Origin of the sequence: Tistlia consotensis USBA 355 (assembly GCF_900177295.1) — a bacterium.
Taxonomy (GTDB): domain Bacteria; phylum Pseudomonadota; class Alphaproteobacteria; order Kiloniellales; family DSM-21159; genus Tistlia; species Tistlia consotensis.
Genome location: NZ_FWZX01000013.1, coordinates 143,302 through 156,553 on the forward strand (window position 1 = coordinate 143,302; position 13,252 = coordinate 156,553).

Sequence of the window (13,252 nt, forward strand, 5' to 3'; positions counted from 1 at the left end):
GCGGAGGCCAGACCCTAGCCTCTCGGGCGGGCCGGGGCCAAGTGCGGCTCAGTAGGCGTATTCGCGGAACAGCGGCTCGAGACGGTGCTGCCAGCGGCCCTCGTAGGCCTCGAGCAGCTCCTCGGCCGGGGTGCGGCCGGACTCGACGGTCTCCTGCAGCACCGCCAGGTACTCGGTCTCGTCCAGGCTGACCTTGCCGGCCCTGGCACGGCGCTTCAGGCCGTCCCCGGCGATCGCCACGACCTCGCGGGCCAGCTCGAGCAGCGGCCGGCCGCGGAACGGCGTCGCCAGGGCCCGGCGCGGCACCTCGTTGCGCAGGAAGGCGTGCTCCTCGTGGCTCCAGCCGGCGATCAGGTCCTCGGCCGCCGACAGCGCGGTCTCGTCGTAGAGCAGGCCGACCCAGAGCGCCGGCAGCGCGCAGAGCCGGCGCCAGGGCCCGCCGTCGGCGCCGCGCATCTCCATGTACTGCTTCAGCCGGACCTCCGGGAACAGCGTCGTCAGGTGGTCGGCCCAGTCGCTCATCAGCGGCTTCTCGCCGGGCAGCGCCGGCAGGCGGCCGTCCAGGAAGTCGCGGAACGACTGGCCGCTGGCGTCGATGTAGCGGCCGTCGCGGTAGACGAAGTACATCGGCACGTCGAGCGCGTAGTCGACGTAGCGCTCGAAGCCCATGCCCGGCTCGAAGACGAAGGGCAGGATGCCCGAGCGGTCGGGGTCGGTGTCGGTCCAGATGTGGCTGCGGTAGCTGAGGAAGCCGTTCGGCCGGCCCTCGGTGAAGGGCGAGTTCGCGAACAGCGCCGTCGCGACCGGCTGCAGCGCCAGGCCGACCCGGAACTTGCGCACCATGTCGCGCTCGTCGGCGAAGTCCAGGTTGACCTGCACCGTGCAGGTCCGGTGCATCATGTCGAGGCCGAGGGTGCCGACCTTGGGCATGTAGGCGCGCATGATCGCCGAGCGGGCCTTCGGCATCTCCTGGACGTCGGCGCGGCTCCAGGTCGGCGCGAAGCCGAGGCCGATCATGCCGATGTCGAGCGGCTCGCAGACCTCCTTGACCTGGCGCAGATGGGTATGCACCTCGTCGCAGGTCTGGTGCAGCGTCTCCAGCGGCGCGCCCGACAGCTCGAACTGGCCGCCCGGCTCCAGGGTGATCGAGCAGCCGTCCTTGAGCAGGGCCAGCGGCTTGCCGCCCTCGAAGACCGGCTGCCAGCCGAAGCGCTCGGTGAGGACCTCGAGCAGCGTGCGGATCGAGCGCGCGCCCTCGTAGGGCAGCGGCTTCAGGTCGTCGCGCGAGAAGGCGAACTTCTCGTGCTCGGTGCCGATGCGCCAGTTCGCGCGCGGCTTGCCGGCGCTCTCGAGGTGCTCGACGAGCTGCCGGCGATCCTCGATCGGCGCGCCCTTCTCCTGCGGCGGTGCGGACATGTCTCCAGGGGCTCCGGCGTTGTCTGGGCGCTTCTTCGACGCCGCTTCTCTGGGCAGCGCGGCTGATAAAGGCGGCAGCGCCGGTGCCGCGTCAAGCCTTTGGCTTTCATGGCACCTTTGCCGCTCGGAGCACAATTCCTCTGCCGTCGAAGACCGGAAGAGGACGATCCTGCTACCGCCAGTCGCCGACCTCGGACTGCAGCAGGGCGAGGCCGGCGATCGCCGCGGTGTCGGCGCGCAGCAGGCGCGGGCCCAGCGTGCCGCGGACGACGAAGGGCAGGCCGGCCAGCAGCTCCCGCTCCGGCTCGGCGAAACCGCCCTCCGGGCCGATCAGCAGCGCCCAGCGACCTTCCGGCGCACGCGGCGCCGCGGCGCGGATCGCCTCGGCGAGCGGCGGCAGGCTGCGGTCGTGGGCGCCGCCCTCGTCGGCCATCACCAGCAGGCGCCCGACGCCGGTCGCGCCGGGCGGGTTGAGCGCCTCCCAGTCGCCGAGCAGCCGGTCGAGAGCGAGCGGCTCGCGCACCTGCGGCACCGACAGGCGCTCGCACTGCTCGGCGGCCTCGCGGGCGTTGGCGGCCAGGCGCTGGACGTTGACCCGCTCGACCGCGGTGAAGCGGGTCAGCACCGGCTGCAGCAGCGAGCAGCCGAGCTCGCTGGCCTTCTCCGCGACGAAGTCGATGCGCGCCCGCTTGATCGGCGCGAAGGCCAGCCAGAGATCGGGCTCGCGGACCTGCGGCCGGCGCGGCGCCTCGACGACCAGCGACGCCCAGCCCTTGCCGACGGCGTCGAGCCGCCCCAGCCACTCGCCGTCCCGGCCGTTGAACAGCGCCAGCGCGGCGCCCGGGGCGAGGCGCAGCACCGAGCGCAGGAAGTGCGCGCGCTCGCGGTCGAGGCCGAGGGCCAGGCCGGCCCGGAGGTCCTCCTCGACGAAGAGGCGGGTCGCGACGCGCTCGCTCGTGGGATCCTGGGTCATGGGGCGGAAGGTAGCCAAAGCGCGGCCCTCTGTCAGGCGGTGACAGCCCCCCCGCTCGGCGCTATGGCTTGGGGGCCATGAGCAGCGCCGCCCCCTCGAGCCCCTCGTCCGCCCGCTCGGCCGCCCACTCGGCCAGCGACATCCGCCCCGACGCCCTGGTGCTGCGCCTGGCGCCCGGGGGCTGGCGGCCCTACCTGCGCCTGGCCCGGCTCGACCGGCCGATCGGCACCTGGCTGCTGCTGTTCCCCTGCTGGTGGTCGATCGCGCTGGCCCAGGCGGTGCGGGGCGAGGCGCCGGACCTCCGGCTCTACCTGCTGTTCGGGGTCGGCGCGCTGGTCATGCGCGGCGCCGGCTGCACCGTGAACGATCTCGCCGACCGCGACTTCGACGCCAAGGTCGCGCGCACCGCCGACCGGCCGATCGCCAGCGGCCAGGTCTCGCCGCGCCAGGCCCTCGCCTTCCTGGCCGGCCTGCTGCTGCTCGGCCTGGTCATCCTGCTGCAGCTGCCGGCGACGGCGATCTGGCTCGGCGTCGGCTCGCTGCTGCTCGTCTTCCCCTATCCGCTGATGAAGCGGATCACCTACTGGCCGCAGCTCTGGCTCGGCCTGACCTTCAACTGGGGCGCGCTGATGGGCTGGGCGGCGGTCACCGACGGCCTCGGCTGGCCGCCGGTCCTGCTCTATCTCGCCGGGATCTTCTGGACCCTGGGCTACGACACGATCTACGCCCACCAGGACAAGGAGGACGACGTCCTGGTCGGGGTCAAGTCGAGCGCGCTCAAGCTCGGCGAGCGCACACGGCCCTGGCTGGTCGCCTTCTACGCCGCATCCGTCCTGCTGTTCGCCGCGAGCGGCTGGGCCGCCGGGCTCGCCTGGCCCTACGACCTGGGCGTCGCGGCGCTCGCCCTGCAGCTGGCCTGGCAGATCCGGCGCCTCGACATCGACGCGCCCCTGCTCTGCCTCCGGCTCTTCCAGTCGAACCGCTGGGCCGGCTGGCTGCTGCTCGCCGGCCTGGTTGCCGTTCCTTTCCTGGAATGACCTCGCCGATGGCTGCCGCGGACCCCGAGAGCTTCGTGCGCAGCCAGACGGCCATCGAGGCACCGTCGCTCATTCCCGAGCTGCGCCTCCATCTCGCGACCGAAGTCATCCCGCTGTGGCAGGCGACCGAGGCCGACCTCGAGGCCATCGGCCTGCCGCCGCCCTACTGGGCCTTCGCCTGGGCCGGCGGCCAGGGCCTGGCCCGCTACCTGCTCGACCAGCCGGAGGTCGTCGCCGGCCGCCGGGTGCTCGACTTCGCCGCCGGCAGCGGGGTCGCCGGCCTGGCCGCCGCCCGCGCCGGCGCGGCCGCGGTCGAGGCCAGCGAGATCGACGCCTTCGCGCTGGCCGCCCTCAAGCTCAACGCCGCGCTCAACGGCCTGGCCCTGACGGTGCGCAGCGACGACCTGGTCGGCCGCGACGAGGGCTGGGCGGTCGTGCTGGCCGGCGACGTCTGCTACGAGCGGCCGATGGCCGAGCGCGTCTTCGCCTGGCTGCGCAGCCTCGCCGCACGCGGCGCCCTGGTGCTGCTCGGCGACCCCGGCCGGACCTACCTGCCGAAGGCCGGCCTGGAGCGGATCACGGCCTACGGCGTCCGGACCAGCCGCGAGCTGGAGGACAGCGACCTGCGCAACGCCGTGGTCTGGCGGGTGCTGGGGTAGCGCGTCACTGCTCCGGCCGGAGCAGCCCGCGAAACGGCCTACCCCGCGTTCGCCGACCTGGCGATCGCCGGTGGCCGGTACTGGTAGAGCCAGGTCTCGGTCAGCGGCCGCTTGCCGAGGCGCAGGAAGCCGCGCAGCTCGGCCGGCTCCCGGCCCGGCGCGGTCAGGTCGAACTGGACCCGCCAGCGCCTGGTGCCGGGGATCCGCTCGACGAAGACGTAGGAGATCTCGCCGCGCGAGCTGTCGAGCACCGGGGTCACCTTCGCGTCGCCGTCCAGCTCCTCGAGCGGCCCGCCGGCGAACTCGACGACGAACTTCTCGACGCCCTGCGGCCGCGGCTTGCCCGGCTCGCCGCCGCGGCCCCGGCGGGTCGCGACGCACTGGGCGATCTCCTTGGGCGGATAGGGCTGGTCGGCCAGCCAGTGCAGCCTGTAGCGGAAGCTGTAGGCGACGCCGGGCCCGGACGCTTGGGCCGGCACCCAGAAGGCGCCGATGTTGTCGTGGATCTCGTCGTCGGTGTTGAGCTCGACCAGCTGCACCGCGCCGTCGCCCCAGTCGTCGAGCGGCTCGACCCAGACGCTGGGCCTCAGCTCGTAGTGCACGCCGTCGAGGAAGTGGTCGAAGTTGCGGTCGCGCTGCAGCAGGCCGAAGCCGCGCGGCCCCTTGTCGACGAAGCTCGAGGTCACCGGCACCGGCGGGTTGTTGAGCGGTCGCCAGAGCCGCTCGCCGCCGCCGGTCCAGATCGCCAGGCCGTCGGAGTCGTGGACCTCCGGGCGCCAGTCGTGGGCCGAGTCGCGGTCGGTCTCCGAGTACCAGTACATCGAGGTCAGCGGCGCGATGCCCAGGCGCTGCACGGCCTTGCGCAGGAAGAGGCGGGTCTCGATCTCCATGACCACGCCCTCGGTGCGCCACAGCTTGAAGGCGTAGGCGCCGGCGAGGCTGGGGCCGTCGAGCAGGGCGTAGACCAGCGCCGGATCCGCTTCGCTCGGCGCCGGCGCGATCCAGAAGGCCTTGAAGTCGGGGAACTCCTCTGGGCCCGGCACCGCCGTGTCGATCGCGATGCCGCGTGCCGACAGGCCGTACTGGCCGAGCTCGCCGATCGCCCGGAAGTAGGAGGCGCCGAGGAAGGCGACCCAGTCCTGGGTCTTCCAGTCCTTGCGGTGGCGCGACTCCTGGAAGCGGAAGCCGGCGAAGCCGGCATCCTGCGGCAGCTGCCGGGCGATGGAGTCCGCCGGCATGTCGAAGTAGGCCGGGTCGTAGAGGATCTCCGAGGCCGCGCCGTCGCGCACGACGTGCATCGTGACCTTCTTCGGGAAAAACATGCCGAGGTGGAAGAAGGTCGCGGGATAGACGCCCGGCCCCTCGGCGAACAGCGCGTCCTCGGCGCGGAAGCGGATCTGCCCGTGGGTCTGGTAGTCGATCTTCTGGACGATCTCCGGCGCCGGCCGGTAGGGCGGCTCGTAGGGCGCCGCGGCGAGTCGCCGGGCCTGCTCGGTCAGGGCCTCGAAGGAAAAGGGCCGCGGTTCGCCGAGCCGCAGGCCGGCGGCCCGCTGCGCCGCCGACCCCGGCGCGGCCCCGGCCAGCCAGAGCAGGCCGGCCAGGCCGAGCGTGCCGAGAAACTCGCGGCGTTCCGGACTATGGGACATCGTCGACCTCTCGCTTCGGCTCCGACGCTCCGGGACGCCCCCGGGGGCGGAGCGGGTGGAATAGACAGGAACCGGTACCGAAAGGCGAGTCCGTCGCCACGCCGGCGCGCCAGCCCTAACGGGTTGCCGTGACGAAATCGGGCAGATCGAGAGGCAGGGCCTGGGCACGCAGGCGCCGGGCGAAGGCCTTGCGGCGCGCCTCGTCGTCGATCAGCGCCAGCACATGGTCGTCGAGCCGCTCGGCGGGATGGTGCCGGGCACGCAGGCGTTCCTGCAGGTCGCGCTGCAGCACCGCGCCGTGCGGCCGGCCCTCGGCCCGGAGCAGGGCGAGGCCGAGCGGCCGCCCGTCGTCGGCCAGGCTGCCGTAGGCGTTGACGTAGCAGGCGAGCCGCTCGGCGCCGGGGCCGGCCTCCGGCTCCAGCGCGACCCGCTCCAGGCTGCCGAAGGGATAGCTGGCCGCGCCCTCGGTCTCGTGCATGCGCACGAGCTGCGCCTCGTCGAGCCAGGTCAGGGCGACCCGCACCCGGCAGCCCGGCGCGCGCTGCAGGGTCGAGGAGACCGCGCCGTAGCGCGTGACGTGGGCGGCATAGACGACGTCGTAGCCCCGGAGCCAGGCGTAGGTCACAGGGATCTCGGTCGCGGCGCCGAACTTGCGGAGCAGCTGTGCCGGCGCCCGGTTGGAGCCGTGCGCCAGCACAGGCCGGCGGCCGCGGTAGTCGGCCGCCTCGATCGGCTGCTCGGCGCCCGAGGCGAAGAGGTAGGAACGCTCGGGGGCGTCATAGGGATAGTCGAGCGCCAGGGCGAGGCGCTCGGCCGCGCCCTCCGGGAGCGGCCAGGACAAGACCGCCGGCCCAGCTCAGTCGGTGCAGGGCGGCGCTTCGTCCTGGTCGATCGTCTCGATGCGATAGCGCGTGTGCGCCTCGTCGACCGTGAGCCAGGCACGCCGGGCCCACTCGGCCTTGGCGTCGTCGTAGCTGGTGTAGGGGCCGAGCCACTCCTCGCGCTCGCCCACCGGCACTTGAAACTTCGTGTCGCGATACTCACCGCCGACGACCCAGTATTGCTGCATGGTCGTAACTCGCCCGAATTCAACTTTCGCGAAGACTTCGATTTCCACCCTGCACTGCGGTGGCCGCGCCGATCAAGGCCGAATAAGTTGGCAATGGCCCCGGCCGGCGCAAGGCCGGCATGACGACGCAGGCACCCTGGGGCGCCAGCCTGACGACAGGAGCGTGAACGAAGCGTTAGCGCGGCGGTTCCGATCGCGCCGGCGAGGCGATTCAGTCTGCAACGAAGCCGGGCTAGTATCCCCGCCCGACCGTCCCCGCGCCACCCGAAGGAACCCGCGTCCACCATGGCCGAACTCCGCCTCCAGAACCTCGGCAAGCGCTTCGGCGACCACGCCGCCGTCGAGGCCGTCGAGCTGACGGTCGCCGACGGCGAGTTCCTGGCCCTGCTCGGCCCCTCGGGCTGCGGCAAGACCACCCTCCTGCGCCTGATCGCCGGCTTCGAGGAGCCGGACGCCGGCTCGATCTCGATCGCCGGCCGCGAGGTCGCGCGGCCCGGCCGCCAGCTGCCGCCGGAGGAGCGACGGGTCGGCCTGGTCTTCCAGTCCTATGCGCTCTGGCCGCACATGAGCGTCGCCGAGAACGTCGCCTATCCCCTGAAGGTCGCCGGCCTGCCCCGCGCCGAGCTGGTCCGGCGGCGCGACGCGGCCCTGGCGACGACCGGCCTGGAGGGCTTCGCCGGGCGGCGGCCGGCCGACCTCTCGGGCGGCCAGCGCCAGCGCGTCGCGCTGGCCCGCTGCCTGGTCATGGAGCCGCCGCTGGTCCTGCTCGACGAGCCGCTGGCCAATCTCGACGTCCACCTGCGTGCCGCCATGCAGGAGGAGTTCGCCGGCTTCCACGACAAGACCGGCGCGACCATGGTCTACATCACCCACGACCAGGCCGAGGCCATGGCCCTGGCCGACCGCATCGCGGTGATGCACCAGGGCCGGCTGCAGCAGGTCGCGGCCCCCCGCGCGCTCTACAACGAGCCGGCGACGGCCATGGTCGCCGGCTTCATCGGCGAGGGCAGCCTGGTCGAGGCCGAGCTGCTCGGCTTCGAGGCCGACGGCCGGGCCGCCGTCACGCTCTGGGACCGCCGCGTCCGGCTGCGCGCCCGGCCGGGCCAGGCGCCGGGCCCGGTCGTGGCCAGCCTGCGGCCGGAGCAGCTGAGCCTGACCGCCCCCGACGGGCCGGACGTCCTGCCGGCCCGCGTGCGCCGCGCCGTCTACCGCGGCGGCCGGGTCGCGCTGGACCTGGTCCCGGAGGCGGCCCCGGAAGCCAGCCTGCTGCTGCTCGAGCCCGAGGCGACGGCACCGGGGCCGGGCGAGCGGGTCGGCATCGCCATCGGCGGCGGCTGGGTGATCCCCGAGTAGCCGGCCGGCCCTGCTCTACCCGTCGGCGACACTTTCTCCCGTCATCCCCGCGGAGGCGGGGATCCAGAGCCGCGGGCTCCGAGCAGGCCGCCCTGGATCCCCGCCTCCGCGGGGATGACGAATGGAAAAGAACGGAGAAGGACGTGGGAGCGCGCGACCGCCCCCTACCGCTCCCAGGGCAGCACGCCGGCGGGCAGGCGCGACGAGAGCAGCTGGACCAGGGCCATCAGGGCGACGATGGCCAGCACCGCGAGCACGGCGACCGCCGAGGCCAGCACGGTCGAGCCGCCGTCGTCGAGGTTGAAGACGACGACGCCCAGGGTCTCGTTGCCGCCCGACCAGAGCAGGGCCGAGACGGTCAGCTCGTTGAAGGCGGTCATGAAGACCAGCAGGCCGCCGGCCGCCGCGGCCGGGGCGACCAGCGGCAGCACGATGTCCCTGAGGCGCCGCAGGAAGCGGGCGCCGGCGGCCTGCGCGGCTTCCTCCAGGGCCCGGTCGAGCTGGTGGAAGGCGCCGACGGTCGGGCGCAGCGCCAGGGTCAGGAAGCGCGCGAGATAGGCGAAGAGGATGATCCAGAGCGTGCCGTACAGGCCGACCCCGAGCAGCGGCAGCGGCCTCAGGAAGACCAGGATGCAGGCGATCGCCAGGACCACGCCGGGCAGCGCGTAGGGCAGCTCGGCGACCAGGTCGAGGGCGCGCAGCAGCGGTGCCCGCCGCCAGACCAGGAAATAGCCGAGCGGCGCCGAGACCGCGACCAGCACCAGCGCGGCCGCGCCGGCCAGGACGAAGGAGTTGGCGAAGGCACGCGCCGTCACGGCCTGGCGGAACAGCACCTCGACGTAGTTGTCGAGCGTCACCGTGCCGGGGCCGAGCGGCACGCCGTAGGCGGTGACCAGCGAGGTCGCGACCAGGGCGGCGAGCGGCACGATCAGGATCAGGAAGATGACCGCCCAGCAGGCCAGCTCGGCGGCCGGCCGCCAGCGGCCGAGGCGGTAGGACAGGGCCTGGGAGACGGCGGTCGAGCTGCGGTAGTCGCGCTTGCCCAGGACCAGCGACTGCAGCAGCAGGCCGGCGGCGGCGATCAGGCCGACCAGGATCGACAGCACCGCGACCTCGGAGATCACCGAGGGCCCGAAGCTCGCGAGGCGCTGGTAGATCAGGGTCGGCAGCACGGTGAAGCCGGCCGGGATGCCGAGCAGCGCCGGGATGCCGAAGTTGCCGATCGCCGAGACGAAGGCCAGAGCCCCGCCGGCGACCAGGGCCGGCGTCATCAGCGGCAGGATCACGCTCGTCAGCACCCGCCAGCGCCCGGCACCGGCGGCGCACGCCGCCTCGACCTGCTCGCGCGGCAGGCTGCGCAGGCCGGCACGCAGCGACAGGAAGACCAGCGGCGCGTGCTGGATGCCGAGCAGCAGGATCACGCCGCCCGCCGAATAGAGCGGATGCGGGCTGCCCGGCGGCGGCGCGACGCCCAGCGTGTTGAGCAGCGGGCTCGCCGGCCCGAACAGCTGCGCCCAGGACAGCGCCGTGATCTGCGGCGGAATCATCAGCGGCAGCAGGAAGCAGAAGACCAGGGCCGCCTTGGCCCGGATGTCGGTCAGCGCGACCAGCAGGGCGAAGACGCCGCCGAGCAGCAGCGAGATCGCCGTGCCGCCGCAGGCCGCCTCCAGCGAGTTGCCGGTCGCCCGCCAGGTGCTGCGCGAGGCGAGCACCTCTGCCAGCACGCCGAGCTGCGGCACGTCGCCGGGCGCGACTCCCTCCCAGAGCAGGCGTGCCATCGGCAGCAGGCTGACGACGGTCAGGAAGACGGCGAAGGCGGCGAGCAGGGCCTGCTCGCCGCCCCAGCGCCGCCATCGGGGCCGGGACCGGGGAAGTGCCAGCGACAACACGGGGCCCGCGCCCGGACGACCGGCCGGTCAGCCGCCGAACAGCTCCGCGAAGGCCTTCTTGTCCTTCTGCTCGTCGGCCAGGGCCTTGTCCGGGTCGAAGGGCATGACCTTGATGCCGCTGCGCGGCGGGAAGCCCGGCGGGGGTGCCACCGTCGGGTCGGCCGGCAGGTAGCCCATCGAGGAGGCCAGCTCCTGGCCGTCCTTCGACAGCAGGAAGTCGACGAAGGCCCTGGCGGCCTCGGGGTTCTTCGCGGTCTTGAGGATCGCGACCGGCTCGGTCACCGCCGAGACGCCCTCGGTCGGGAAGACGAACTCGACCGGCGAGCCCTTGGCCTTCTGCCGGATCGGCAGGAAGTCGATGACCACGCCGTAGAGCTTCTCGCCGCCGGCGACCGCCTTGAACACGCCGCCGTTGCCGCCGCTCGCGACCGCGCCCTGGTCGGCCAGGCCCTTGTAGTAGTCCCAGCCGAGAGCGGGATCGCCGGTCAGGCTCTCCAGGTGGATCATCGCCGCGCCGGAGGTCAGCGGGCTCGGCATGGCGATCTGGCCCTTGGCCTCGGGCTTCAGCAGGTCCTTCCAGGACCTGGGCTTCATCGGCGCCGCCGTGTTGTAGACGATGCCGGTGGTGATCAGCTTGGTCGAGAACCAGGTCCGGTCCTTGTCGTAGAGCGCCGGGTCGTAGGGAGCGACCGGCGCCCCGGGATAGGCCATCAGCCGGCCCTCCTTCTTGAGCCCGGCCATGGTCACCGAATCGGCGATCAGCAGCACGTCGGGCTGCGGCGCGCCGGCGGCGAACTCGGCGCGCAGCTTGGCCATGACCTTGGTCGTGCCGTCGCGGATCCACTCGACCTCGACGCCCGGGTTCTTCGCCTTGAAGGCGTCGACCGTCTGCTGGGCGTCGGCGTTGGGCTGGCTGGTGTAGAGCACCAGCTTGCCCGAGGCCGCGTCCGCCGGAGCGCCCGCCAGGGCCACCGCCGCCGTCAGCAGCGCCGCACCGAGCCAATTCCGTCCCGTCATGGTCACTTCCCCTCCCTCTCTCTCGCCGGATCAAGCCAGCGCCGGACGCTGCCAAGCCCGCGTTGAGGATCCATGACGCTTGCTTGAAGCTTTTCTGTCAACCGGCCGGCGCGGCGCTGCGGCTGCCCTGCATGGCGGCCGTTTGCCTTTGCCCCCCGGCACAGTAAGTTGCGCGCCATGCCCTACCGCAGCCTGCGCGACTTCATCGAACGGCTCGAGACCAGCGGCCGGCTGGTGCGCGTCCGCGAGCCGGTCTCCAGCGTCCTCGAGATGACCGAGATCCAGACCCGGCTGCTCGCCGAAGGCGGACCGGCGGTGCTGTTCGAGACGGTCACCGGGCCCGAGGGGCGGCGCTACGACATGCCGGTGCTGGCCAACCTCTTCGGCACGGTCGAGCGGGTCGCCTGGGGCATGGACCGCGAGCCGCACCAGCTTCGCGAGGTCGGCGAGACCCTGGCCTTCCTGCGCCAGCCCGAGCCGCCGGGGGGCTTCCGCGAGGCGGTCGGCCTGCTGCCGCTCCTGAAGACCGTGATGGCGATGAAGCCCAAGACCGTCGGCAGCGCGCCCTGCCAGGAGGTCGTACTGACCGGCGACCAGGTCGACCTCTACGAGCTGCCGATCCAGACCTGCTGGCCCGGCGAGCCGGCGCCGCTGATCACCTGGCCGCTGGTCGTCACCAAGGGGCCCGGCAAGCGGCGCGAGGACGACTTCAACCTCGGCATCTACCGCATGCAGCTCAGGGGCCGGAACAGGACCCTGATGCGCTGGCTGAAGCACCGCGGCGGCGCCCAGCACCACGCCCGCTGGAAAGCCGAGAGGCGCGAGCCGCTGCCGGCCGCCGTCGTGCTCGGCGCCGATCCCGGGACGATCCTGGCCGCCGTCACGCCGGTGCCCGACACGCTCTCCGAGTACCAGTTCGCGGGGCTGCTGCGCGGCCGCAAGGTCGAGCTGGTCGACTGCCGCACCGTGCCGCTCAAGGTGCCGGCCGAGGCCGAGATCGTGCTGGAGGGCCACGTCAGCCTGGAGGACTACGAGGACGAGGGGCCCTACGGCGACCACACCGGCTACTACAACTCGGTCGAGCCCTTCCCGACCTTCACCGTCTCGGCGATCACCCGGCGCAGGAAGCCGATCTACCTCTCGACCTTCACCGGCCGGCCGCCGGACGAGCCCTCGGTGCTCGGCGAGGCGCTCAACGAGGTCTTCATTCCGCTGCTGCAACAGCAGTTCCCGGAGATCACCGACTTCTGGCTGCCGCCCGAGGGCTGCAGCTACCGGATCGCCGTGGTCTCGATGAAGAAGGCCTATCCCGGCCACGCCAAGCGGGTGATGCTCGGCGCCTGGTCCTACCTCCGGCAGTTCATGTACACGAAGTGGGTGATCGTCGTGGACGACACGGTCGACGCTCGCGACTGGAAGGACGTCTGGTGGGCGGTCTCGACCAAGATGGACCCGGCGCGCGACATCACGGTCCTGGAGAACACGCCGATCGACTACCTGGACTTCGCCAGTCCGGAGTCCGGGCTCGGCTCCAAGATCGGCCTCGACGCCACCGACAAGTGGCCGCCCGAGACGAAGCGCGAGTGGGGCCGCGAGATCCGCATGGACCCCGCGGTCGTCGAGCGGGTCGACGCCCTCTGGCCGAGCCTCGGCCTGCCCGGCAGCGGCCTGGCGATCTGGAAGCGCTAGCGAGGCCGGTCTCGCCCTCTTCGCTTCATCCTGAGCCTGTCGCAGGGTGAAGCGAAACTGGCCGGGACGGAGCCGGAATGGCTCCATCCTGCGACAGGCTCAGGATGAAGCCATCCTTGGCCGGAGAGCGGTATCGCCCTATGCGGCCCTGATTCTTTCGAGGAAGCGGTCGACCTGGTCGGCGAGAGTGGCGGCATTCTTCGAGAGCTCGCCGGCAGCCGAGAGCACCTGGGCCGAGGCCGTGCCGGTCTCGTTCGCCGCCTCGGTCACCCCGGTGATGTTGCCGGCCACCGTCTGCGTGCCGTCGGCCGCCCGGCTCATGGTCTGCGCGATCTCGTCGGTCGCCGCACCCTGCTCCTCCACCGCCGCCGAGATCGAGGTCGCGATCTCGCTCATTTGCCCGATCACCTCGCCGATCGAGCGGATCGCGCCGACCGCCTCGCCCGTCGCCGACTGCATGCCGCCGATCTGCGCCGCGATCTCCTCCGTCGCCTTCGCCGTCTG

At 72.6% G+C, this 13,252-nt stretch carries 11 protein-coding genes and 1 pseudogene; 4 read left to right on the forward strand and 8 right to left on the reverse strand.

Annotated elements, in window-relative coordinates:
• Nucleotides 1-48: 48 nt before the first annotated feature.
• On the reverse strand, nt 49-1,416 hold the full coding sequence (locus B9O00_RS16590) for a glutamate--cysteine ligase (protein ID WP_085123812.1): 1,368 nt from the start codon (nt 1,414-1,416) through the stop codon (nt 49-51).
• A gap of 172 nt (nt 1,417-1,588) precedes the next feature.
• Nucleotides 1,589-2,389, reverse strand: coding sequence for a 16S rRNA (uracil(1498)-N(3))-methyltransferase (locus tag B9O00_RS16595; RefSeq protein ID WP_085123813.1), 801 nt, complete (start codon nt 2,387-2,389; stop codon nt 1,589-1,591).
• Between the two features lie 77 nt (nt 2,390-2,466).
• Between B9O00_RS16595 and ubiA the strand changes: the two genes are divergently transcribed.
• Nucleotides 2,467-3,426, forward strand: coding sequence for a 4-hydroxybenzoate octaprenyltransferase (gene ubiA / locus B9O00_RS16600; RefSeq protein ID WP_085123814.1), 960 nt, complete (start codon nt 2,467-2,469; stop codon nt 3,424-3,426).
• An 8-nt stretch (nt 3,427-3,434) separates the two neighbouring features.
• Nucleotides 3,435-4,085: a class I SAM-dependent methyltransferase gene (locus B9O00_RS16605; protein WP_200808543.1), complete on the forward strand. Its 651-nt coding sequence runs from the start codon at nt 3,435-3,437 to the stop codon at nt 4,083-4,085.
• 38 nt (nt 4,086-4,123) lie between these two features.
• Here the strand turns inward: B9O00_RS16605 and B9O00_RS16610 are convergent, their stop codons facing one another.
• The 3 genes from B9O00_RS16610 to B9O00_RS16620 all read right to left on the reverse strand — a co-directional run bounded on the left by B9O00_RS16610 (nt 4,124) and on the right by B9O00_RS16620 (nt 6,800).
• Nucleotides 4,124-5,731, reverse strand: a complete 1,608-nt coding sequence (locus B9O00_RS16610; protein ID WP_085123816.1) for an OpgD/OpgG family glucan biosynthesis protein — start codon at nt 5,729-5,731, stop codon at nt 4,124-4,126.
• 115 nt (nt 5,732-5,846) lie between these two features.
• Complete coding sequence (locus B9O00_RS16615; RefSeq protein ID WP_085123817.1) at nt 5,847-6,572, reverse strand: hypothetical protein; 726 nt, start codon at nt 6,570-6,572, stop codon at nt 5,847-5,849.
• Nucleotides 6,573-6,587: 15 nt separating this feature from the next.
• Nucleotides 6,588-6,800, reverse strand: a complete 213-nt coding sequence (locus B9O00_RS16620) for a DUF4170 domain-containing protein (protein ID WP_085123818.1) — start codon at nt 6,798-6,800, stop codon at nt 6,588-6,590.
• Nucleotides 6,801-7,085: 285 nt separating this feature from the next.
• On the opposite strand from B9O00_RS16620, the gene B9O00_RS16625 reads away from it, so the two are divergent.
• A complete protein-coding gene (locus B9O00_RS16625) occupies nt 7,086-8,153 on the forward strand; it encodes an ABC transporter ATP-binding protein (RefSeq protein WP_085123819.1) in 1,068 nt (355 codons plus the stop codon).
• Nucleotides 8,154-8,317: 164 nt separating this feature from the next.
• On the opposite strand, the gene B9O00_RS16630 is transcribed toward B9O00_RS16625, so the two are convergent.
• Both B9O00_RS16630 and B9O00_RS16635 read right to left on the reverse strand, forming a co-directional pair.
• Nucleotides 8,318-10,042 carry an ABC transporter permease gene (locus B9O00_RS16630; protein ID WP_322111169.1) on the reverse strand — a complete coding sequence of 575 codons (1,725 nt, stop codon included), beginning with the start codon at nt 10,040-10,042 and terminating at the stop codon, nt 8,318-8,320.
• Nucleotides 10,043-10,069: 27 nt separating this feature from the next.
• Nucleotides 10,070-11,059 (reverse strand): ABC transporter substrate-binding protein, encoded by a 990-nt coding sequence (locus B9O00_RS16635; RefSeq protein ID WP_085123820.1) that lies wholly within the window; start codon nt 11,057-11,059, stop codon nt 10,070-10,072.
• 177 nt (nt 11,060-11,236) lie between these two features.
• On the opposite strand from B9O00_RS16635, the gene B9O00_RS16640 reads away from it, so the two are divergent.
• A complete protein-coding gene (locus B9O00_RS16640; protein ID WP_085123821.1) occupies nt 11,237-12,748 on the forward strand; it encodes a UbiD family decarboxylase in 1,512 nt (503 codons plus the stop codon).
• 138 nt (nt 12,749-12,886) lie between these two features.
• Here the strand turns inward: B9O00_RS16640 and B9O00_RS33095 are convergent.
• A pseudogene (locus B9O00_RS33095) lies at nt 12,887-13,252 on the reverse strand (methyl-accepting chemotaxis protein); the annotation flags it as partial.

Excerpts from the sequence above, each read along its gene's own strand:
- B9O00_RS16605 (WP_200808543.1), top strand. The coding sequence starts at position 3,435 with ATGGCTGCCGCGGACCCCGAGAGCTTCGTGCGCAGCCAGACGGCCATC.
- B9O00_RS16640 (WP_085123821.1), top strand. The coding sequence starts at position 11,237 with ATGCCCTACCGCAGCCTGCGCGACTTCATCGAACGGCTCGAGACCAGC.
- B9O00_RS16625 (WP_085123819.1), top strand. The coding sequence starts at position 7,086 with ATGGCCGAACTCCGCCTCCAGAACCTCGGCAAGCGCTTCGGCGACCAC.
- B9O00_RS16635 (WP_085123820.1), bottom strand. The coding sequence starts at position 11,059 with ATGACGGGACGGAATTGGCTCGGTGCGGCGCTGCTGACGGCGGCGGTG.
- B9O00_RS16610 (WP_085123816.1), bottom strand. The coding sequence starts at position 5,731 with ATGTCCCATAGTCCGGAACGCCGCGAGTTTCTCGGCACGCTCGGCCTG.
- B9O00_RS16595 (WP_085123813.1), bottom strand. The coding sequence starts at position 2,389 with ATGACCCAGGATCCCACGAGCGAGCGCGTCGCGACCCGCCTCTTCGTC.
- B9O00_RS16590 (WP_085123812.1), bottom strand. The coding sequence starts at position 1,416 with ATGTCCGCACCGCCGCAGGAGAAGGGCGCGCCGATCGAGGATCGCCGG.
- ubiA (WP_085123814.1), top strand. The coding sequence starts at position 2,467 with ATGAGCAGCGCCGCCCCCTCGAGCCCCTCGTCCGCCCGCTCGGCCGCC.
- B9O00_RS16620 (WP_085123818.1), bottom strand. The coding sequence starts at position 6,800 with ATGCAGCAATACTGGGTCGTCGGCGGTGAGTATCGCGACACGAAGTTT.